19 protein-coding genes are annotated in these 20,269 nt (G+C 71.1%); 8 read left to right on the top strand and 11 right to left on the bottom strand.

Features of this window, described 5'->3' with window-relative positions; all coding sequences use genetic code 11:
• Window positions 1-19: 19 nt before the first annotated feature.
• Window positions 20-307, bottom strand: a complete 288-nt coding sequence (locus APR04_RS07625) for a WhiB family transcriptional regulator (RefSeq protein ID WP_253869103.1) — start codon at window positions 305-307, stop codon at window positions 20-22.
• Window positions 308-498: 191 nt separating this feature from the next.
• Between APR04_RS07625 and APR04_RS07620 the strand changes: the two genes are divergently transcribed.
• Window positions 499-1,740, top strand: coding sequence for a MerR family transcriptional regulator (locus tag APR04_RS07620; protein ID WP_253869101.1), 1,242 nt, complete (start codon window positions 499-501; stop codon window positions 1,738-1,740).
• A gap of 67 nt (window positions 1,741-1,807) precedes the next feature.
• The gene (gene guaB, locus APR04_RS07615) at window positions 1,808-3,322 is read left to right on the top strand and encodes an IMP dehydrogenase (RefSeq protein ID WP_253869099.1); all 1,515 of its coding nucleotides are present in this window, start codon (window positions 1,808-1,810) and stop codon (window positions 3,320-3,322) included.
• A 79-nt stretch (window positions 3,323-3,401) separates the two neighbouring features.
• On the opposite strand, the gene APR04_RS07610 is transcribed toward guaB, so the two are convergent.
• Complete coding sequence (locus tag APR04_RS07610) at window positions 3,402-4,124, bottom strand: exonuclease domain-containing protein (protein ID WP_253869097.1); 723 nt, start codon at window positions 4,122-4,124, stop codon at window positions 3,402-3,404.
• A 171-nt stretch (window positions 4,125-4,295) separates the two neighbouring features.
• Between APR04_RS07610 and APR04_RS07605 the strand changes: the two genes are divergently transcribed.
• The 4 genes from APR04_RS07605 (at window position 4,296) to APR04_RS07590 (ending at window position 8,242) form a co-directional block, all read left to right on the top strand.
• On the top strand, window positions 4,296-5,420 hold the full coding sequence (locus APR04_RS07605) for a GuaB3 family IMP dehydrogenase-related protein (RefSeq protein WP_253869095.1): 1,125 nt from the start codon (window positions 4,296-4,298) through the stop codon (window positions 5,418-5,420).
• Window positions 5,417-5,917 carry a GNAT family acetyltransferase gene (locus APR04_RS07600; protein ID WP_253869093.1) on the top strand — a complete coding sequence of 167 codons (501 nt, stop codon included), beginning with the start codon at window positions 5,417-5,419 and terminating at the stop codon, window positions 5,915-5,917. Before APR04_RS07605 ends, APR04_RS07600 begins: the two co-directional genes overlap by 4 nt.
• A gap of 85 nt (window positions 5,918-6,002) precedes the next feature.
• Window positions 6,003-7,637 carry a succinic semialdehyde dehydrogenase gene (locus APR04_RS07595; RefSeq protein WP_253869091.1) on the top strand — a complete coding sequence of 545 codons (1,635 nt, stop codon included), beginning with the start codon at window positions 6,003-6,005 and terminating at the stop codon, window positions 7,635-7,637.
• 122 nt (window positions 7,638-7,759) lie between these two features.
• Window positions 7,760-8,242, top strand: coding sequence for a hotdog fold domain-containing protein (locus tag APR04_RS07590; RefSeq protein ID WP_253869089.1), 483 nt, complete (start codon window positions 7,760-7,762; stop codon window positions 8,240-8,242).
• Window positions 8,243-8,275: 33 nt separating this feature from the next.
• On the opposite strand, the gene APR04_RS07585 is transcribed toward APR04_RS07590, so the two are convergent.
• The 5 genes from APR04_RS07585 to APR04_RS07565 all read right to left on the bottom strand — a co-directional run bounded on the left by APR04_RS07585 (window position 8,276) and on the right by APR04_RS07565 (window position 16,006).
• Complete coding sequence (locus APR04_RS07585; protein ID WP_253869087.1) at window positions 8,276-8,899, bottom strand: SanA/YdcF family protein; 624 nt, start codon at window positions 8,897-8,899, stop codon at window positions 8,276-8,278.
• Between the two features lie 117 nt (window positions 8,900-9,016).
• Window positions 9,017-9,949, bottom strand: coding sequence for a DUF4031 domain-containing protein (locus tag APR04_RS07580; protein ID WP_253869085.1), 933 nt, complete (start codon window positions 9,947-9,949; stop codon window positions 9,017-9,019).
• A 90-nt stretch (window positions 9,950-10,039) separates the two neighbouring features.
• The gene (locus APR04_RS07575; RefSeq protein ID WP_253869083.1) at window positions 10,040-11,320 is read right to left on the bottom strand and encodes an acetate/propionate family kinase; all 1,281 of its coding nucleotides are present in this window, start codon (window positions 11,318-11,320) and stop codon (window positions 10,040-10,042) included.
• Complete coding sequence (pta, locus tag APR04_RS07570) at window positions 11,317-13,482, bottom strand: phosphate acetyltransferase (RefSeq protein WP_253869081.1); 2,166 nt, start codon at window positions 13,480-13,482, stop codon at window positions 11,317-11,319. The genes APR04_RS07575 and pta overlap by 4 nt, the downstream gene beginning before the upstream one ends.
• A 34-nt stretch (window positions 13,483-13,516) precedes the next feature.
• Window positions 13,517-16,006 carry a phosphoketolase family protein gene (locus APR04_RS07565; protein WP_253869079.1) on the bottom strand — a complete coding sequence of 830 codons (2,490 nt, stop codon included), beginning with the start codon at window positions 16,004-16,006 and terminating at the stop codon, window positions 13,517-13,519.
• A gap of 117 nt (window positions 16,007-16,123) precedes the next feature.
• Between APR04_RS07565 and APR04_RS07560 the strand changes: the two genes are divergently transcribed.
• Window positions 16,124-17,026, top strand: a complete 903-nt coding sequence (locus APR04_RS07560) for an SURF1 family protein (protein ID WP_253869077.1) — start codon at window positions 16,124-16,126, stop codon at window positions 17,024-17,026.
• Between the two features lie 9 nt (window positions 17,027-17,035).
• Here the strand turns inward: APR04_RS07560 and APR04_RS07555 are convergent, their stop codons facing one another.
• The 3 genes from APR04_RS07555 to APR04_RS07545 are packed head-to-tail and all read right to left on the bottom strand — an operon-like array spanning window position 17,036 to window position 18,903.
• The gene (locus tag APR04_RS07555; RefSeq protein ID WP_253869075.1) at window positions 17,036-17,443 is read right to left on the bottom strand and encodes a type II toxin-antitoxin system VapC family toxin; all 408 of its coding nucleotides are present in this window, start codon (window positions 17,441-17,443) and stop codon (window positions 17,036-17,038) included.
• On the bottom strand, window positions 17,440-17,700 hold the full coding sequence (locus APR04_RS07550) for a type II toxin-antitoxin system Phd/YefM family antitoxin (RefSeq protein ID WP_253869073.1): 261 nt from the start codon (window positions 17,698-17,700) through the stop codon (window positions 17,440-17,442). Before APR04_RS07550 ends, APR04_RS07555 begins: the two co-directional genes overlap by 4 nt.
• A 36-nt stretch (window positions 17,701-17,736) precedes the next feature.
• Entirely contained in the window at window positions 17,737-18,903 is a 1,167-nt protein-coding gene (locus APR04_RS07545; RefSeq protein ID WP_253869072.1) for a MalY/PatB family protein, read from the bottom strand.
• A gap of 126 nt (window positions 18,904-19,029) precedes the next feature.
• Here APR04_RS07545 and APR04_RS07540 point away from each other — a divergent pair, with 126 nt between their 5' ends.
• Entirely contained in the window at window positions 19,030-19,848 is an 819-nt protein-coding gene (locus tag APR04_RS07540; protein WP_253869070.1) for a hypothetical protein, read from the top strand.
• Here APR04_RS07540 and APR04_RS07535 read toward each other — a convergent pair.
• Window positions 19,836-20,249, bottom strand: coding sequence for a DUF3817 domain-containing protein (locus APR04_RS07535; RefSeq protein ID WP_372496071.1), 414 nt, complete (start codon window positions 20,247-20,249; stop codon window positions 19,836-19,838). The genes APR04_RS07540 and APR04_RS07535 overlap by 13 nt on opposite strands.
• Window positions 20,250-20,269: the final 20 nt, after the last annotated feature.

The following is a 20,269-nucleotide window of genomic DNA, read 5'->3' as shown; positions in this document are numbered from 1 at the left end:
CGCGCGAAGAAGGTGGTTTTCAGGCGGAGATGGACTTGCCGGCGAGGATGGCCGAGCGCTCGTCCTCGCTGAGCCCACCCCACACGCCGTACGGCTCACGCACGCGGAGCGACTGCTCGCGGCACTGCATCATCACGGGGCAGGAGCGACAGATCGCCTTGGCGGCCTCGGCGCGCCTGCGGCGCGTCGACCCGCGCTCGCCCTCGGGGTGGAAGAACAGGGTGTCGTCCGCATCGCGGCACGAACCCTGGTACTGCCATTCCCACAATTCCATTACCGGACCGGGAAGCCTCGAGATCTCCGTCATGCCGAACAACCTACAAGTTGTGCAGAAGTTGTTCAAGGGGCAGTTTTTCCACTTGTGCGCAGAATCGGGTCAGCCGCAAGCGCGCCAGTCCTGACCGGATATGTTGCGATCTGGACCCAATTCCACCGAGATCGGCGGCACGCCGGGTTTCGCAGTGGCGCAGAGAGGTCCAGGTCGGCAGAATCGAGTCCATGACTTCTTCGCGGCCTGCCCAGAGCTCGGGCGGGTCACGTACATCCAGCCCCGGACTGGCCGTCGCCGCAGTTGCCAGACGCCTCGGGGTTGCGCCGGCGACCCTCCGTACGTGGGACCGCCGGTACGGCCTCGGCCCGTCGGGCCGGACCGCTGGATCGCACCGCCGTTACACACCGGACGACGTGGCCCGCCTCCTCGTGATGCGCCGCCTCACGCTCGAGGGTGTTGCGCCGGTGGACGCCGCCCGGGCAGCGGTCGAGGCAGGGGAGGCAGAGCTCGAGGTGGCGACCCGGACCGCGCCCGCACTGCCTACCGTGCAGGTAGAGGGTGACCCGGACTCCGCCGGAGCAGAGTTCGCGGAGACCTTCCTCGGCACCGTCGAAGCACCGACCGCGCCCGGCGACGAGCAGACCGACACGGTCGACGAGGCCGGCGAGGCCGTTCCGGCCGGTCCGACGTCGGGCGGTGAGCAGACGGAAGAGCCACGTGGCCGGGCGCGTCTGCGGGCGCTTCCCGGCGGGGCGACGGGCGGTGACGCCCCGGCAGCGGCAGGGCCGCGGGCGGCGTCGGCCCCGGCGCCCACGTCGGGCAGGGTCTCAGCGCTGGTCGACGCGGCGCTCGCCTACAGCCGGACCGCCTGCGACAACCTGCTCGTGCTGGGCCCAGAGGGGGACCCGGCCACGTGGTGGACCGACCTGGTGGAGCCGGCGTGGCTGCGCCTGTCGGAGCGCACCGTACTCGCCGGCCCGGGCGAGATGCCCGAGGTGGTGCTCGCGACCGCCGCGCTGCGCGCGCTGCGCCACTACACCGAGGAGTTCGAGCGCGCCATGGTGGAGGCGGGCGGCCCGCCGGCCAACCACCCGAGCCGGATGCGGAAGATCGTCCTGGTCTTCGCCGCGCCCGACGAGGTGGTGCCGCTCTCGGCGCACGCGCTCGCCGCAGCGCTCGCCGCGCAGGGCTCCATGGCGCGGATCGTCACCGGTCCTGCGAGCACCCACCGCTCGGTCGAGCTGGTGACCATGGTCCGCCCGACGGCGGTCGTGCTCGCCACCACGCAGACCAAGCCAGACCTCGACGTCGTGCACGCGGTGAACGAGAGCTATCCGGAGCTGCCGATCTTCGTGGGGCTGCGGGCCGACGCCGCGGCGACGGACCTGCCGTTCGGGCCCACGGTGCAGCGGGTCCGGTCGTTCACCGGGTTGCTGCACGAGGTGCTGGCCGTCATCAAGGCGAGGTGACGCACGCCTCGGGCGGGTCGGATCGCCCGGCCAGGATCTGTGGCCGCTCGGGTCGTAGACTTGCTGCATGACGGACCAGACCTCGCCGGCCGACCCGTTCGGGTTTCTCGGGCTCACCTATGACGACGTCCTGCTGCAGCCGGGTTACTCCGACCTCGCGCCGTCGGACATCGACACGACGTCTCGCCTGACGCGCGAGATCTCGCTCAAGATCCCGCTGCTGTCAGCGGCGATGGACACGGTCACCGAGTCGGCGATGGCCATCGCCATGGCTCGCCAGGGTGGCCTCGGTGTACTGCACCGCAACCTCTCCATCGAGGATCAGGCCTACCAGGTCGACCTCGTGAAGCGGACCCAGACCGGCATCATCACGAATCCCGTCACGATCGGTCCGGACGCCACGCTCGAGGACCTCGACACCCTCGCGGGCCAGTTCCGGATCTCCGGGTTCCCGGTGGTCGACCTCGAGAACCGGCTCATCGGCATGGTCACCAACCGCGACCTGCGCTTCACGCCCGTCGCCGAGTGGGCCACCACCAAGGTGGACGAGGTCATGACGCCGCAGCCGCTGATCACCGGCCCGTCGACGATCTCGCGGGACGACGCGACGCTGCTGCTGCGCAAGCACAAGCTGGAGCGCCTGCCGCTGATCGACCCCGACGGCCGCATCACCGGCCTGATCACCGTGAAGGACTTCGTGAAGTCCGAGCAGTTCCCCGACTCGTCGAAGGACAGCCAGGGCCGCCTCATGGTCGGCGCGGCGATCGGTTACTTCGGTGACGCGTGGCAGCGGGCCACCGACCTGATCGAGGCCGGCGTGGACGTCCTCGTCGCCGACACCGCGCACGGCAACGTCCGCATGCTGATCGACATGGTCAAGCGCCTCAAGTCCGACCCGGCGACCAGGGACGTCCAGGTGATCGGCGGCAACGTCGCCACCCGCCAGGGCGCTCAGGCGTTCGTCGACGCGGGCGCCGACGCCGTGAAGGTCGGCGTCGGGCCTGGCTCGATCTGCACCACGCGCGTCGTGACCGGCGTCGGCGTGCCGCAGATCACCGCCGTCTACGAGGCGTCGCTGGCCTGTAAGCCCGCGGGTGTGCCCGTGATCGCCGACGGTGGCCTCAAGCACTCGGGCGAGATCGGCAAGGCCATCGTGGCCGGCGCCGACAGCGTGATGCTGGGCTCGCTGTTCGCTGGCTGCGAGGAGACGCCTGGTGACCTGGTGCTCGTCAACGGCAAGCAGTTCAAGACGTACCGCGGCATGGGCTCGATGGGCGCCATGTCCTCGCGGGGCAAGAAGTCCTACTCCAAGGACCGCTACTTCCAGGCCGAGGTCACGAGCGACGACAAGATCGTGCCTGAGGGCATCGAGGGCCAGGTCGCCTACAAGGGGCCGCTGTCCACCGTGGCCCACCAGCTCATCGGCGGCCTGCACCAGACGATGTTCTACACCGGTGCGCGGACCGTCCCGGAGCTGCAGGCCACCGGAAAGTTCATCCGCATCACGTCGGCGTCGCTCAAGGAGAGCCACCCGCACGACGTGCAGATGACCGTCGAGTCGCCGAACTACAGCGGCTTCTGACGTCTGCGTCGGTCGAGCCTCGCCGGTCCGGCGAGGCTCGACCAACAGCTGAACAAGTTCGGCCGGCCGAATCGTCGTCTCAGACGCCGGCCGAGTACTGCACCGGCCACGTGCCCGACGCGCCCGGCCCGTCCAGGCCCTGTTCGCGGCGCCACTCGTTGAAGCTCACGGCCCACTGGCGGTGCGCGCCGATCTGCTGCTGATGCAGGTCCGCCAAGGACATGCGCTCCAGCTGTGGGAACCGGCGGGTCAGCGCCTCCAGCACGTCGAGCGTGGCGAGGACGTCCACCTCGGCGGTGTGCAGGTCGCCGTCCGACGTGACGCCGTACCACTGCGACAGGTCGCCGAGGCGGCGCTTGCCCGAGCGGTACCGGTCCAGCCAGCGGTCGATGACCAGCGGGTCCACCACCGGCTCCACCGGGCGGCCGAGGCGCTGCGGGAGAGTCTTGAGCCCGTGGCGCAGCAGCTCCGAGTCCAGCAGCGAGAGGTCGAAGGCCGCGTTATAGGCGACGACGGGCACGCCGTCGGCCAGGTGGGTGGCGAGCTCGGCCGCGATCTCCTCGAGGGCCTCCAGCGGCTGGACGCCGTGGGCGCGCGCGTGCTCCGTCGAGATCCCATGGATGGCCGCCGCCTCCGCCGGAATCTCCATGCCCGGGTCCATCAGCCAGGTACGGACCTCCGTGCCCACCCCGGGAGTGCGTAGCACGAGGGCTGCGGTGACGATGCGGTCGCCTGCGACATCTACCCCTGTGGTCTCGGTGTCGAAGCCCAGCAGCGGCCTGTTGATCCAGGTCTCGTTCATGGTGTCCTCCCTGCTCGTCCGGGTTTCTCTGCCGTATGCGCCTCGCTACGTACGGCCGCCCGGTGCGTCCAGGGAGAACCTTGCCACCGGTCACCGACAGTGTGGCCTGTCCCACCGTGCGCATCACGGGAAGCTGCGCGCCGCACCAGGTCCGATGGGTAGGCTTGCCGGGTGAGCAACGAGATCGAGATCGGACGCGGCAAGCGCGGGCGGCGCGCCTATTCCTTCGACGACATCGCGGTGGTGCCGTCCCGGCGTACGCGTGACCCGAAGGACGTCTCGGTCGGCTGGCAGATCGACGCGTACCACTTCGACCTGCCGATCGTCGCGGCACCGATGGACTCCGTGATGAGCCCGGACAGCGCCGTGGCGCTGGGCCGGTTCGGCGGCCTCGGCGTGCTGGACCTCGAAGGCCTGTGGACGCGCTACGAGTCGCCCGAGCCGCTGCTCGAGGAGATCGCGGCCCTGCCCGGCGACGAGGCGACGAGGCGGATGCAGGCGATCTACTCGGAGCCCATCAAGCCGGAGCTCATCACGCAGCGGCTCAAGGAGATCCGGGCCGCCGGGGTGACGGTCGCGGGTGCGCTCACCCCGCAGCGCACGCAGGAGTTCTACAAGACGGTGGTCGACGCCGGCGTCGACCTGTTCATCATCCGCGGCACCACGGTCTCGGCGGAGCACGTGTCGGGCAACGCCGAGCCGCTCAACCTCAAGCGGTTCATCTACGAGCTGGACGTGCCGGTCGTCGTCGGCGGGGCTTCGACGTACACCGCCGCGCTGCACCTGATGCGCACGGGCGCGGCGGGCGTGCTGGTCGGGTTCGGCGGCGGCGCCGCGCACACCACCCGTGTCAGCCTCGGCATCCACGCGCCCATGGCCACCTCGATGGCCGACGTCGCGGCCGCCCGCCGTGACTACCTCGACGAGTCCGGCGGGCGCTACGTCCACGTCATCGCCGACGGCGGTGTCGGCCACTCCGGCGACATCGTCAAGGCAGTGGCCTGCGGCGCGGACGCCGTCATGCTCGGCGCCGCGCTCGCGCGCGCGGCCGAGGCGCCCGGCCAGGGCTTCCACTGGGGCCCAGAGGCGCACCACCCGCAGCTGCCGCGCGGCGAGCGCGTCGAGGTCGGCACGGTGGGCACGCTCGAGGAGATCCTCTTCGGCCCGGGCAAGCAGGCGGACGGCACCCTGAACCTGGTCGGCGCGCTCCGGCGCGCCATGGCGACCACCGGCTACTCCGACCTCAAGGAGTTCCAGCGGGTCGAGGTCGTCGTGTCGCCGTACCAGCCGCGATGAGCGGGCGGCCCGACGGCGAGCGGCTCGTCCCCGTCCTCGCCGCGGCACCCGCTGCCGACGGAGAGTTCGTGGAGATCACCGACGCCGACGTCGAGCAGGTCGTCGAGCTGTGGAAGACCTGCGAGCTGACCCGCCCCTGGAACGACCCGTACGTCGACATCGCCGACGCCCGCGCCGGAGACGGTTCGACCATCCTGGTCGCGCGGGCGGACGGCAGGGTGGTCGCCACCGCGATGGCCGGTCACGACGGGCATCGCGGCTGGCTCTACTACGTGGCCGTCGCTCCAGAGCTGCAGAGCACGGGCGTCGGCCGAGCGGCAGTGGTCGCTGCCGAGGCGTGGCTGGTCGCTCGCGGGGCGCGCAAGGTCCAGCTCATGGTGCGGACAGCCAACACCGACGTGCTCGGCTTCTACGGTCGGCTGGGCTACGCCGACCAGGAGTGCACGGTTCTGGGGCGCTGGATCGAGTCCGACCGAGGTCGCGTCGGGCTCGAGTGAACGTGCCGCGCCGAACGCGCGGAGAAAGTTAGTTTCACACACCTATCAATACGTGGCGCAGGGTTTTGCGCGTAGGGTGGCCGCCATGATCGACGACGCAGCAGCCGACGCAGCGGCTAGTGGTGCGGTCGGCGGTGTGCTCGACCCGGAGCACCCGCAGGGGACTTTTGTCCTTGAGCCTGGGGTCATGGCCCCGCTCGTGGCTCGGATCGCGACCTCCGAGGGATCGGGCACCCACAGGTCCATGTGCCCGTTCACGGGCGCTCCGCTCGTGACGTTCCCGGTATCTTCCGCTGAGGACGTCGCCGCGTGCGTCGTCCGGGCGCGGGTGGCGCAGCGAAGTTGGGCGCGCCTGTCGGTACGGGACCGGGCCGGAGTCCTCCAGCGGCTCGGCCGGATCGTCCTGGAGCGACAGTCCGAGGCGCTCGACCTCGTCCAGCTCGAGACCGGGAAGTCGCGCCGCGCCGCCTTCGAGGAGATCGCGGACATCGCCCAGGTCGCCCGGCACTACGCCGTGCGCGGCGAGCGCTACCTCTCGTCCCGCCGGGCGCTCGGCATGGTCCCGCTGCTCGCGGGCGTCCAGGTGCATCGCAGGCCGGTGGGCGTGGTCGGGGCGATCTCGCCGTGGAACTACCCGCTGGTGCTCGCGCTATCAGAGGCATTGCCGGCGCTCCTGGCCGGCAACGCCGTGGTCCTCAAGCCTGACCCGCAGACCACCCTCACCGCGCTGTGGGCGGCCGAAGCGCTGGACGACGCCGGCCTGCCCGCCGGCCTGTTCCAGGTGGTCGCGGGCGGACCCGAGGTCGGCGAGGCCCTGATCGAGCACGTGGACCACATCGCGTTCACCGGTTCGACCGCAACGGGCCGCAAGGTCGCGGGGCGCGCGGGCGAGCGCCTCATCGGTGCAACGCTCGAGCTGGGCGGCAAGAACGCGCTCTACGTGACCGACGACGTCGACGTCGACGCGGCGGTCCCGGGCATCGTGCGCGCCTGCTTCTCGAACGCCGGCCAGCTGTGCGTGTCCATCGAGCGCCTGGTCGTGCACGAGGCGGTCGCCGAGGAGTTCGTCGCGAAGTTCGTGCGTGCCGTGCGGAGCCTGCGGCTCGGCCCGGCCCTCGACTACTCGGCCGAGGTGGGTTCGCTCACCTCCGCCGCGCAGCTCGACAAGGTGACGGCGCACGTCGATGACGCGCTGGCCCGGGGCGCCCGGGTGCTCGCCGGCGGGGTGCACCGCGCCGACGTCGGCCCGTACTTCTACGCCCCCACGGTGCTCGACGACGTCCCGGCGCAGGCAGTGGTCACGCGCGAGGAGACCTTCGGCCCGGTCGTCACGATCACGCGCGTCGAGGGCGACGAGGACGCCGTCGCCGTCATGAACGACACCGAGTACGGCCTGCACTCCGCAGTCTGGTCCCGCGACGTCGGCCGGGCGCGCCGCGTGGCCACGCGGATCGAGACGGGTTCGGTCGCGATCAACGACGGGTACACGATGACCTGGGGATCCGTCTCGGCACCGCTCGGCGGCTGGAAGGCCTCCGGCCTGGGCGGGCGGCACGGTGCGGCGTCGATCGACGGGCTCACGCGTCAGCAGACGGTCGTGACCGCTCGGGGCGCCCGGTTCGGTGCCACGCTCGACAGCCTCTACGGCCTGGGCGGGGACACCCCGAGCCGCGTGCTCACGACGGCGCTGGAGGCGATGCGCCGCCTGCGCATGGCGTGAGACGGAGGCGCAGCGCAGGGTGGGGTCCGAGGTACGAGGCACGCGCCCGGAGCGGAGCCGCAGTCTCACGCCATACGAGTGGAGCGTGAGACGAAGGCGCAGCGCCCGGTACGCTCGCCCGCATGACGACGCAGCTCCACGCCTTCTGGAAGTCAGCGAACTCCCTGCCGGTCATCGGCGGGCTGCTCGGCAAGCGGATCTTCACGGCGGCCTACACCCTCAAGGCCCCGTACTTCGGCAGCTTCGCCCCGCGAGTGGTCGACATGCGGCCGAACTACGGCGAGGTAGTGGTGCCTAACCGGCGGCGCAACCGGAACCACATCGGCACGGTGCACGCGATCGCCGTCTGCAACGGGCTCGAGATGGCCATGGGCTCGCTCGCCGAGGCCACGGTGCCCGACAGCAAGCGCTGGCTGCCGAAGGGCATGGAGGTCGCCTACCTCGCGAAGTCGGCCGGTGACGTCACGTGCGTGGCCGAGACCGACCAGGCGCAGTGGGACGGCGTAGACCCGGACCTGCCGGTGCGGGTGCGCGGGGTCCTGGCCGACGGGACCGTGGTGGTCGAGGGCACGATCCACCTGTGGGTCACACCGAAGAAGAGGTGACCCGGGTCGGGCGACGTGGCGAGGACCGTCAGGTCAGCTGGTGCGGCGTCGGCCGAGGGATCGAACGGCGGCCTTCCAGCTCGCAGGCAGCTCTCGCACGTGCCACCAGGCTGCCTGCACCGGCACCGAGGTCGCGGCGCTCACGCCCACCCCGACAGCATCGAGCCCGGCCTCCACGCACGAGTAGAGGGTGCGGCGCAGGTGGTAGTCCTGCGTGACGACGACGGCGGTGCGCGCTCCGTAGAGATCATGGGCACGGCGGCACGTCGCGGTGGTGTTGAAGCCCTCGCGGTCCAGGACCAGCGCGTCGTCCGGGACACCGAGGTCGTTGTCCAGGAGCCAGGCGCGCATCGAGCCGGGCTCGTCGTACCGGGTGCCGTCGGCGTTGTCGTGCGCGTCCCCGCTCAGGATGACCGTCGGCGCGATCCCCGCGCGGTAGAGCTCCGCGCCCGCCTCGACGCGGCGGCGCAGGTACGTGGACGGCGTCCCGTCGGCACGTAGCCCGGCGCCGAGCACGATGACGGCGTCGGCCTTCTCGATCTCGCTCTGATCGTGCCGCACCCGGGCCTGCCCGGTGGCCTGCACCACGGTCACGGGGACGATGAACGCGACAGCGAGCACGCCCGCGACGATCGCGGTGCACTTGAGGGGAGTCACGTCGGGAACCGTACCCTGCTCGGGCTGGTGCGTGGGATTGACCGCGAAGCCCGGCGTGGTCGGCAAAACGTCAGGTGATCGGTAACTCGGGTTGCCGACCATCTGACGTTTTGCCGACTACATGGGTCCGTCCCGACGGTAGGCGCTCAGGAGGGCCAGCTCGGCGCGGAGGTTCGTCTCCGTCGTGAGCTCCCAGCGGGCGGCGCCCGGTGCGGTGCGGAACAGAGGGGCGCCGGCCAGGAGCGTGCGGAGCACCTGGGACCGGCCGGAGCGGAACAGCGGGTCGGGCACGTCGCAGTACTCGGCGCGCACCTGGCGGGTGTACCGCGTGTAGACGGCGGGGCTGCCGCCAAGCACCGCCAGGTCGGCATCGCTGACCAGGCCGCCGACGACGTCGTCGGGCGCGGGACCGTGGTCCGCCGTGACCATGACGAGGCGTGCGATCTCGTCGACGTCCTCGCTCGAGACCTCGCTCCCGGCCAGGGGGCCGAGCAGCTCCGCGACCAGCGCGGCTGAACGTTCCTCGTCCTGCCGGGCGACGCCGTCGTGCACGGCATCGTGGAACCAGAGAGCGAGCCGGGCTCGCCAGAGCACGCGCTCCGAGGCCCGGGTCTGGGCAGCGATGGAGTCGAGCGCGTCCAGGGCAACGGCCAGGTGCAGGGTCGAGTGGTAGACGCGGTGGGGCTCGCGCCAGCGGTTCACCAGCTCCTCGCCGGCCTTGTGCGCCGGACCGGGATCGGCCCACAGGCCGTCCCAGCGGGTCAGGAGTGCCGCTCGCTTGGCACGATTCCGCTCGGCGCCCGAGACGCGCAGGCCCGAGCCCGCGAGCCGCCGGGCCAGGTCTCCGCCCTCGACGCGGACCGCGCCCGCCGCGACCAGCTCGTCGTACCGCTCGGCGGGGACGTCGTAGTGGTCGAGGTCGAACGCGCGATCGGGTACGCCGGCCGCCCGTGCGAACAGTCGAAGCTCCTGCAGCGACCCGTCCGAGACCAGGTGGGAGAACAGAGTCCCGTGCGCGGGCCACACCGGCGGATCGATGAAGAGGGTCACGGAGCGAGCCTACGGTCTGCCGTGGTGAGCGACTTCGAGGGCGCCGGACGGCGCCCGCGCTGTCGCCGGTATCCCTGGTGCCTCGCCGGGCTACGAGCCCTCGACCAGCTCCATCGTCTGGCGTGCGATCGCCAGCTCCTCGTTGGTCGGGACGACCATGACGAGGGGGGTCTCGACAGGTGGCTCCTGACCCTGTCGAAGGGCGGCCAGCGGCTCTGACCCGTCCCGGGGGCCGGGCGTCATCGAGACCACCCGCGCCTCGTCCGACCGTGCCTCGTTCGCCGCCGGGTCGATGCTCAGGCCGAGGAACTTCAGGTCCCGCACCACGCCCGAGCGGACGCGATGGTCGTTCTCGCCGACGCCCGCGGTGAACGTCAGCACGTCGATGCCGCCAAGCACCGCCGCGTACGCCCCCACGTACTTGCGCAACCGGTGCAGGTACACCTCCAGGGCGAGGCGCGCGTCGGCGTCACCAGAGTCGGCCAGCTTCCGCACCTCGCGCATGTCGTTCACCCCCGACATCCCGAGGAGGCCGGACTGCTTGTTCAGCAGCGTGTCGACGTCCGGCGCCGACATGCCCGCACGCACCAGGTGGAACACGATGCCCGGGTCCACGTCGCCCGGCCGGGTGCCCATCACGAGACCCTCGAGCGGCGTGAACCCCATCGACGTGTCGACCGGCCGCCCACCCAGCACCGCCGACGCCGACGCGCCGTTTCCCAGGTGCAGCACCACCTGGCGCAGCGTCTCGGGCCCGCGGCCCTCGGCCGCCAGCTTGGCGACGACGGCCGGGTGCGCGGTCACGGCGGACGACACGAACCCGTGCGACGTGCCGTGGAACCCGTACCGGCGTATCCCGTGCTCCGCGGTGACCTTGCGGTCCAGGGCGTAGGTCGCGGCGGCAGCGGGCAGCGGCGCGAAGAACGCGGTGTCGAACACGGCGACGTGGGGCAGGTGCGACAGCAGCTCGCGCGCCACCTCGATCCCCTTGACGGCCGCCGGGTTGTGCAGCGGGGCCAGCGGGATGAGGTCGCGCACGGCGGTCACGACGTCGTCGTCGACCGGCGTCGGCTCGGTGAACACCGCGCCGCCGTGCACCACCCGGTGCCCGACGGCGGTGATGCCTGCGTCCGCGAGGGACGGCCCCGTCTCGTCGAACAGGTCGAGCACCAGGCGCAGTGCCGCGCCGTGGTCCGGCACGGGGGCGTCGCGGACCGTCTCGGACTCGCCCCACTGGTGCGTGGCCGAACCGGTGGACTCGCCGATCCGCTCGACGATGCCACCGGCCACCGACTGGCCGGACGTGGGGTCGACGAGCTGGTACTTCAGCGACGACGAGCCGGAGTTGAGGACGAGGACGGTCTGGGTCATGCGGACTCCTTGCTCTCGACGGGCTCGACGGGCTCGACCCGCGGCGTACCAGGCTCCGACGTGGCCTGGGCCTGGATGGCCGTTATCGCCACCGTGTTGACTATGTCCTGGACCAGGGCGCCGCGGGACAGGTCGTTCACCGGCTTGTTCAGGCCCTGCAGCACCGGGCCGACGGCGACAGCGCCCGCCGACCGCTGCACCGCCTTGTATGTGTTGTTGCCCGTGTTCAGGTCGGGGAACACGAACACGGTGGCCCGCCCGGCGACGTCGGACTCCGGCAGCTTGGACGCGGCGACCGAGGCGTCCACGGCGGCGTCGTACTGGATGGGTCCGTCGACGTCGAGCTCGATGTCGAGCTTCGCGATGCGCTCGCGGACGAGCCCCGTGGCGGTGCGGACCTTGTCCACGTCGGCGCCCGTCCCGGACGTGCCCGTGGAGTAGGAGAGCATCGCGATGCGTGGTTCCACGCCGAACTGCGCCGCGGTGGCGGCGGAGGAGATCGCGATGTCGGCGAGCTCGGCCGACGTCGGGTCGGGGATGACCGCGCAGTCGCCGTACACGAGCACGCGGTCCTCGAGGCACATGAGAAAGACCGACGAGACCGACGACGTATCGGGCTTCGTCCTGATGATCTCGAACGACGGCCGGATGGTGTGGGCCGTCGAGTGGGCGGCACCCGAGACCATGCCGTCGGCGAGGTTGAGATGCACCATCATCGTGCCGAAGTAGGAGACGTCGGTGACGATCTCCCGCGCCCGCTCGACGGTCATGCCCTTGTGCGCCCGGAGGCGGGTGTACTCGGCGGCGAACTGCTCCACGTGCTCGGGATCGTGCGGCGACAGCACGCGGGCCGCCTCGATGTCGAGCCCCAGCTCGGCCGCGCGGGCGCGGACCGGCTCGTCGTCGCCCAGGATGGTCAGGTCCGCGATCTGCCGGGCCAGCACCGTCGACGCGGCGCGGAGGATCCGGTCGTCGGAGCCCTCCGGCAGCACGATGTGCCGGCGGTCGTTCCGGGCCCGCTCGATGAGCTGGTACTCGAACATCAGCGGCGTGACGACCTGCGGCCGCGGCAGGTCGAGACGCGCGGCGAGCGCCGCTGAGTCCACGTTCCGCTCGAACAACGCTCGAGCGGTCTCGACCTTGCGTACCGAGCCCTTGTCGACCCGGCCGCGGGTCGTGGCGGCCGCGCGGGCCGCCGTGTACGTGCCGAGCTCCGTGGTGATGACCGGCAGCCTCGGCCGCATCGCCTCCAGCAGCTCCGCCGGGCGACCCTGCGGGTAGAACCCGCCGTTGAGGACGATCCCCGCCAGCGACGGGAACGACGGCGTCTGGTGCGCGGCGAGCAGGCCGATCAGGAGGTCGGTGCGGTCGCCGGGGGTGATGACGACGGCGCCGTCGGTCAGCCGTTCGAGCAGGTGCTCGAAGCTCATGGCACCGACGAGGAGCTCGAGCGCCTCGCGGCCCAGCAGCTCGGGGTCACCCAGCGCGAGCGTGCCGTCCACGGCGTCCAGGAGCTGGCCAACGGTCGGGGCCTGCAGGAACGGTTCCTCGGGGATGGTCCACACCGGCAGGTCGGGCTGGGCCGCGGCCAGCAGGGTCCGGACGTCCAGCGCGCTGTGGGTGTCCGCGCGGTTGACGACCAGACCGATCGACTGCGCGTGGTGCGCCGCCAGCTCGGCGAGGCTCACGTCGGCCAGGGCGCGGACCTCCTCGGGCGTGCGCTCGCGGCCGGAGACCACGAGCAGCACCGGCGCGCCGAGGTTCGCCGCGATGCGTGCGTTGAACGAGAGCTCGGTGGGGCCGGCGACGTCGGTGTAGTCGGTACCGAGCACCACGACCGAGTCGCAGCGCGCGGCGAGGTCGTGGAACCGCGACACGATGCGGCTCAGCGCCGCCTCCGGGTCGGCGTGCACGTCCGCGTAGGTCACGCCGATGGCGTCGGCGTAACCGACGTCGACGCCGTCGTGCTCAAGGAGGAGCTCGAGGACGTGGTCACGTTCGCCGCTGGTGTCCTCGGCCTCCGTGGCGCGTGACACGGGCCGGAAGACCCCGACCCGCTGGCCCTTGCGGACCAGGAGGTCGAGGACGCCCAGAGCGACCGTCGACTTTCCGCTCGCGCCCTCCGGTGATGCGATGACGATGCTGCGGGTCGCGCCGGTCACATGTCGCTCCGTGTCCGCTGAAGTGGTATTGCTGCTACTCGTTGTCTCCACCAGTGCCGAGCGTAGCGTCAACCTGGTCGCCGTCCGCCAGGTCCTGGGCGTCCGGCCAGACCCAGTCGCGCACCTCGGGGATGTCGTCGCCGTGCTCACGGGTCCAGGCGCGGGCGCGCAGCCGGGCGTCCTGCATGCGCTGGCGCAGCCCGGCGTGGGCGCTGCCCAGCGACGGGACCCGGTCGATGACATCGATCACAAGGTGGTACCGGTCGAGGTCGTTGAGCATGACCATGTCGAACGGCGTCGTGGTGGTGCCCTCCTCCTTGTACCCGCGCACGTGCCAGTGCGGGTGGCCCGTGCGGCGGTAGGTGAGGCGGTGGATGAGCCAGGGGTACCCGTGGTAGGCGAAGACCACCGGCCGGTCGGTCGTGAACAGGCCGTCGAACTCGCGGTGGGTCAGGCCGTGCGGGTGCTCGGTCGCGTCCTGCAGCCGCATCAGGTCCACCACGTTCACCACGCGCACCTTGAGGTCGGGCAGCTCGCGGCGCAGGATGTCCGCCGCGGCGAGCGTCTCGAGGGTCGGCACGTCGCCGGCGCAGCCCAGGACGACGTCCGGCTGCTCGCCCGGCGTCTCCGTGCCCGCCCAGTCCCAGATGCCGAGGCCGCGTGTGCAGTGCGCGACGGCGGCCTGCATGTCGAGGAGGTTGGGCGTCGGCTGCTTGCCCGCGACCACGACGTTCACGTACTGGCGGCTGCGCAGGCAGTGGTCGTAGGTGCTGAGCAGGGTGTTGGCGTCCGGCGGGAGATAGACCCGCACGATCTCCGCCTTCTTGTTCATCACGTGGTCGATGAACCCGGGGTCCTGGTGGCTGAACCCGTTGTGGTCCTGCCGCCAGACATGGCTGGACAGCAGGTAGTTCAGGGACGCGATGGGGCGGCGCCACGGGATGTCGTTCGAGACCTTGAGCCACTTGGCGTGCTGGTTGAACATCGAGTCGACGATGTGGATGAACGCCTCGTAGCTCGTCAGCAGCCCGTGCCGGCCGGTGAGGAGGTAGCCCTCCAGCCAGCCCTGCACCTGGTGCTCGCTCAGGACCTCCATGACGCGGCCCGCGCGGGCCATGTGCTCGTCGACCTCCGGCCCGATGTACTCGGCGTTCCACTGCTTGTTCGTTGCGTCGTACACGGCCTGCAGCCGGTTCGACGCGACCTCGTCCGGGCCGAAGATCCGGAAGTTGTCCGGGTTCAGCCGGATCACGTCGGTGAGCCACTGGCCCAGTACCCGCGGTGCCTCGGACTTCGTCCCGCCGGGCGCCGGGACGTCCACGGCGTACTCGCGGAAGTCCGGCAGCCGCAGGTCCCTGAGCAGCAGCCCGCCGTTCGCGTGCGGGGTGGCGCTCATCCGCAGCGACCCCTCTGGCGCCAGCTCGGTGATCTCGGGCAGCACGCGGCCGTCGTCGTCGAACAGCTCCTCCGGGCGGTACGACTTGAGCCACTCCTCGAGCACGCGCAGGTGCTCGTCGGTGTCGCGGGCGCTCGCGAGCGGCACCTGGTGCGCCCGCCATGACCCCGTCGTCTTCTTGCCGTCGATCTCGGCCGGGCCGCTCCACCCCTTGGGCGTGCGGAACACGATCATGGGCCACGTCGGCCGGGCCAGGTCGCCCTTCGCCGCCCGTGCCTTGATCGTGGCGATCTCGTCGAGCACCTCGTCGAGCAGGGCCGCGAACCGGCGGTGCGTCTCGAGCGGCGGCTCGTCCTGGTCGTACCCGCCCTCGAAGAAGTACGGCTTGTGCCCGTAGCCGACCATGAGGGCCCTGAGCTCCTGCTCCGGGATGCGCGCCAGCACGGTCGGGTTGGCGATCTTGTAGCCGTTGAGGTGCAGGATCGGCAGCACGACGCCGTCCTGGGCAGGGTTGAGGAACTTGTTCGAGTGCCAGGACGTGGCGAGCGGTCCGGTCTCGGCCTCGCCGTCGCCCACCACCGCGGCGACGAGCAGGCCGGGGTTGTCGAAGACGGCGCCGTAGGCGTGGCTCAGGGCGTAGCCGAGCTCGCCGCCCTCGTGGATCGAGCCCGGCGTCTCCGGGGCGACGTGGCTGGGGATGCCGCCAGGGAAGGAGAACTGCCGGAACAGGCGCTGCACACCCTCGGTGTCCTCGGTGATGTCGCTGTAGACCTCGGAGTAGGTGCCGTCCAGGTACGCCGAGGCGACCAGCCCCGGCCCGCCGTGGCCGGGACCTGTGACATAGACCGTCTGCTGCTGCCGCTCCTTGATGGCCCGGTTCAGGTGCGCGTACAGGAAGTTCAGTCCCGGTGTGGTGCCCCAGTGGCCCAGCAGCCGCGGCTTGACGTGGTCCGCGGTGAGCGGTTCGCGCAGGAGCGGGTTGTCGAGCAGGTAGATCTGGCCCACGGAGAGGTAGTTGGCGGCCCGCCACCACGCATCGAGGCGTTCCAGGTCGGCGGGCTCCAGCTGGGCGACGCCGGTCGCGCGCCATCCGGTGGTCGGGGAGTCGGGGACTGTGGTCGTTGTCATCACTCACGCTCCTACCTGCAAGCTACGTGCGGAATCTGTGCCGGGTCGGCTCCTTGTTCATTCGAACGCAGAACGGCTGGGCACGCGACACGTCCGCGGGCGGTTACCGTTGACGTCATGCCTGTCAGTGCCCCCAGCACATCCACGCAGACGGCGCCCGACGCCGATGCACGTCCCGAGCGCCGCACCTTCCTCCAGGTCGCCCGGCAGCCCCGCATGATCGGGTTGCTGCTCGTGTTCGTGCTGGCGGCGTTCGTGTGCGGCAGGCTGGGCGCATGGCAGCTGGACCGCGCCTACGAACGCGCGGACCTGGCCGCACAGCAGGAGATCGCCGAGGCCGCCGCCGCGGGACCGTCCTGGCTGGGCGACGTCCTCGCGCCGCAGGAGAGCTTCCCCGGAGAGCTGGTCGGCCGTGAGGTCCGGGTGGCCGGCGAGTTCGAGCCCACTGGTTCGCTGCTGGTACCCGGCCGCGTCCTGGAGGGCCACACCGGCTACCTCGTCCTGGCCCCCTTCCGGGTGTCCGACGACGGAGCGGGCGGCGAGTCCTGGGCCGACCTCTCCGGCGCGCCCGTGCTGGCGGTGGTCCAGGGCTGGGTGGAGAAACCTGCCGACGCCGAGGCGCTGACCCTTCCGAAGGGTGAGGTCACGGTGACGGGCTGGCTGCAGGCGGGCGAGGCGACGTCGGGCAGCGCGGCAGTCGTGGACGGGCAGACCGAGCAGATCGCCCTCAGCGCGCTCGTCAACGAGTGGGGCGGGCCCATCTACACGGGCTACCTCGTGGCGACCGAAGGTCCCGGTTCCCCCGAGAGCGGGGGAGTCGCGGCCCTGCCGCGACCCACGATCGACGGCGGCTCGGGCGCCAACCTGCAGAACATCTTCTACGCCCTGCAGTGGTGGCTGTTCGGCGGGTTCGCCGTGCTGCTGTGGATCCGCCTGGTGCGGGACGAGATGGCCGGGGGTCGCCGGGGCGGCGAGCCGACCGACGCCGACACGGGCATCGCGGGACTGCCGTCCGTGTGAGGAAGTCGGTCAGACTCGGACGACGGTGAGGGCCCCGAGCTCGTTGAGGGGTTCGAAATCGGCGTCCTGGGTCACGACCGGGAGGTTGTTCGCCAGGGCGATCGATGCGATCCACAGGTCGTTGACGTTGAGCCTGCGCTTGTTCTCGGCAAGTTTGATCCGCAGGCGTGCCCAGTGCGAAGCAGCGCCTGCGTCGACAGGGAGCAGCTCGAGCGCACCGATGGCGTCGAGGGTGGCCAGACGCCGCGCGCGGGTCTCCGAGTCCCTCGCCGCAAGGACCCCGGCCTGCAGCTCGGCCCGGGTGATCACGGAGACGAACGACTCTTCGGGGAGTGCGCTGGCGTCGAGGGGCCGCCCGGACTCCGAGGCGATGAAGACGCTCGTGTCGAGAAGCCCGCGCTGTTCGGGGGTACTCACCGGATCGGGCCGAGGTCGTCCGTGCTGTCGCCCGCGAGCTCGTCGAGATCCTGACGCAGACCGGCGTCCGCCTGGGCCGAGCTCAAGATCTGGACGAGCTCGGCGCGGCGCAGCGATCTGGCTCGTGCGTTGCGCACCGGCCCGATCTCCGCGACCGGGGTCCCGTGCTGTGTGATGGTGACATGGTCTCCGTCCGCGACACGACGAAGAATCTCTGCAGTGTGGTTGCGAAGTTCTCGTGCGGCGATGGCGGTCATGTGCGCAATCGTAGCCCTTTGCGCACACCAGCGCATCTATGCCCGGACAGCGTCCAAGATCTGACCGACCGCCTGCTCCAGGACCGGCCGCGGCATCGCGGCGTTGAACCGTACGAAACCGTGGCCCTCCTCGCCGCACAGGCCGCCGTCGGTCAGGGCGACGCCCGCGTGCTCCCGGAAGTGGTCCGCGACACCGGTGGCCCCGTCGGGGAGGTCCAGGCCTCGGCAGTCCAGCCAGGCCAGATAGGTTCCCTCCGGTGCGCGATACCCGATCCCGCTCCCGTCGAGCAGCTCGCCGAGCCGGGTGAGGTTGCCGTGCAGGTAGGCGACAGTGTCGTCGAGCCAGTCCCGGCCCTCGGTGTACGCGACCCGGTTCGCCAGGACGCCCGGCGTCGACGCCCCGCCCTCGACGCGCCGGCCCACCTGGTTCCAGAGCTGCACGTCCGCGTCGTTGGACAGGACGATCTGCGCGCACTTGAGACCCGGCAGGTTCCACGCCTTCGAGGCGGAGGTGGCGGTGAGGGTGTGGCCCGCCGTCGTCTCGTTCAGGGACGCGTACGGGACGTGCCGGTGCCCCGGGTAGACGAGCGGCGCGTGGATCTCGTCGGAGAACACCCGACCGCCATGGCGGTCCACCACCTCGGCGACGGCCAGCATCTCGTCGGGCTCCAGCACCCGGCCGATCGGGTTGTGCGGGTTGCAGAGCACCAGCAGGTGGCCGCCCGCGCGGTACGCGGCGTCGAGCGCGTCGAGGTCGTAGGTGTACCGGCCGTCGGTGTCGCGCAGCATCGGGACCTGGATGACCTCGCGGCCGAGCCCGCCGGGCAGCGTGAGGAACGGCATGTAGGCGGGGGTCGGCAGGATGACCGGCGAACCGGGGCGCGAGAAGTGCGTGATGGTCTGCTCGAGCGCGGTCAGCACGTCGGACACGGGACGCACCCGGTCCGGGTCCACCTTCCACGAGTACCGGTCGGCGGCGAACGACACGTACGCCTCGACCATGCCGGTCACGAGGGTCGGCGGGAGATAGCCGAGCAGTCCGCGGTCCACGGCGTCGTGCAGCGCGGTGGCGATCGGGGGCGCGAGCGGGAAGTCCATCTCGGCGACCCAGGCCCCGATGGTGCCGGGGAAAGCGGTCCACTTGAGGCTGCCGTTGTCGCGGAGGCGGTCAGCGGTGAGGGCGTCGAAGGCATGAGCGGTCACGTCTGCATTGAACCAGGTGCGGCACGCCTCCGGCCGGGACGCCCAGGGGATGCGCAAGGATAGGTGGACGGTAGGCGCACCTGCTGATCAGCGGTCTGCGACGAGCGGTGAACCGAGAGGACGAGGATGACTGACACCGGACCATGGACCGGATCCGCCTGGTGGGAGCACCTGGTCCGCGCAGTGCCGCTCGCGGGGGAGGTCGCCACGGGTGAGGTCAGGGCAGGGCTCGACGCCGGCCTCGACGCCGACCTGATGACCGACGGGTTCGTGATGGAGCTGGTCTCCGCGGAGCTCATGGTCCGGGTACGGGCCGGCGACCCGGCCGCTCGGGACGCGATGCGGGCGCTGGGCGCCGAGCTGGAGGCCGGACCACCGCTCGTCGGTGAGGACGTCATCAGCGCCTACCTGATCCATGTCCCGTCTCCCGGCGAGCCGGGCGGGGATCTCGCCGACGTGCTGGGCCCGCGGGTGCGCGCCGCGCTCGACCAGGACCGTGACCACCGCAACGAGCCGACGGTCGCCGCGTTCCTGGACCGGCTGCTCCAGGCGGTGCCCGCGCTACGGCCCCTCGCGGACGTCGAGCGCTACGGATACCACGACGAGGTGCTGGCCCACCCGTTCCTCGGCGACGTCGCGGAGCGCGAGATCGCGCTGCTCACCGACGGGGCGTCCCTCGAGATCGACGACGACTGGACCGAGGACGAGCGGTCCACCGTGGTCCGCCTGTTCACCTCGGTGGACCCGGATCCCGCGGCGGAGGTACGGGCCGTGCTCGACCTCCTCGAGGCCGAGCTCGGGACGGACGAAGCCGTCGACGACCTCATCGCCACGGCGTTCGTCGAGATGCTGCCCGACGACGACGAGCCGGGCACCGAGATCGTCGGGATGCTGGGCGCCCGTCTGCGGGCCGAGCTGGACGCGCAGAGGCGTCAGCCCAGGTAGCGCGTCTCCAGTGCGGCGAGCTTCGCCTCGGCCTCGGCGTGGATCTTCTTCTCCAGCACGAACGACATCACCGGGACCACGCCGGCGATCACCATCGTGATCAGGCGGCCGAAGCCCCAGCGCATCTTCGACCACAGGTCGGCGACGGTGACCAGGTATGCCACGTAGATCCAGCCGTGCGCGAACGGCACCCACGCGATGAACGGCATGACTCCGTCGACGTCGGTCAGTGCGCCCGCGCCGTACTTGATGCCCAGCTCGACGCAGAGGATCAGCAGCATGACACCGGTGACGAGCGCCATGAAGCGGTAGCGGGCCATCGCGCCGCGGGCCTTGCGGATCGCGGTGGCGGCTGCCTCGGCGGAGATCTCGGGAGCAGTCTGAGGGGTACTCACAGTCATCGAGGATATGCCTTCTCCGG

This window comes from Promicromonospora umidemergens (assembly GCF_024171995.1).
In the GTDB taxonomy this organism is placed as follows: domain Bacteria; phylum Actinomycetota; class Actinomycetes; order Actinomycetales; family Cellulomonadaceae; genus Promicromonospora; species Promicromonospora umidemergens.
This window is presented reverse-complemented; position numbering and strand designations above follow the sequence as displayed.

Coding starts and splice junctions, on each gene's coding strand:
- APR04_RS07625 (WP_253869103.1), bottom strand. CDS start 307: ATGACGGAGATCTCGAGGCTTCCCGGTCCGGTAATGGAATTGTGGGAA.
- APR04_RS07620 (WP_253869101.1), top strand. CDS start 499: ATGACTTCTTCGCGGCCTGCCCAGAGCTCGGGCGGGTCACGTACATCC.
- guaB (WP_253869099.1), top strand. CDS start 1,808: ATGACGGACCAGACCTCGCCGGCCGACCCGTTCGGGTTTCTCGGGCTC.
- APR04_RS07610 (WP_253869097.1), bottom strand. CDS start 4,124: ATGAACGAGACCTGGATCAACAGGCCGCTGCTGGGCTTCGACACCGAG.
- APR04_RS07600 (WP_253869093.1), top strand. CDS start 5,417: ATGAGCGGGCGGCCCGACGGCGAGCGGCTCGTCCCCGTCCTCGCCGCG.
- APR04_RS07595 (WP_253869091.1), top strand. CDS start 6,003: ATGATCGACGACGCAGCAGCCGACGCAGCGGCTAGTGGTGCGGTCGGC.
- APR04_RS07590 (WP_253869089.1), top strand. CDS start 7,760: ATGACGACGCAGCTCCACGCCTTCTGGAAGTCAGCGAACTCCCTGCCG.
- APR04_RS07575 (WP_253869083.1), bottom strand. CDS start 11,320: ATGACCCAGACCGTCCTCGTCCTCAACTCCGGCTCGTCGTCGCTGAAG.
- APR04_RS07565 (WP_253869079.1), bottom strand. CDS start 16,006: ATGACAACGACCACAGTCCCCGACTCCCCGACCACCGGATGGCGCGCG.
- APR04_RS07560 (WP_253869077.1), top strand. CDS start 16,124: ATGCCTGTCAGTGCCCCCAGCACATCCACGCAGACGGCGCCCGACGCC.
- APR04_RS07550 (WP_253869073.1), bottom strand. CDS start 17,700: ATGACCGCCATCGCCGCACGAGAACTTCGCAACCACACTGCAGAGATT.
- APR04_RS07540 (WP_253869070.1), top strand. CDS start 19,030: ATGACTGACACCGGACCATGGACCGGATCCGCCTGGTGGGAGCACCTG.
- APR04_RS07535 (WP_372496071.1), bottom strand. CDS start 20,249: ATGACTGTGAGTACCCCTCAGACTGCTCCCGAGATCTCCGCCGAGGCA.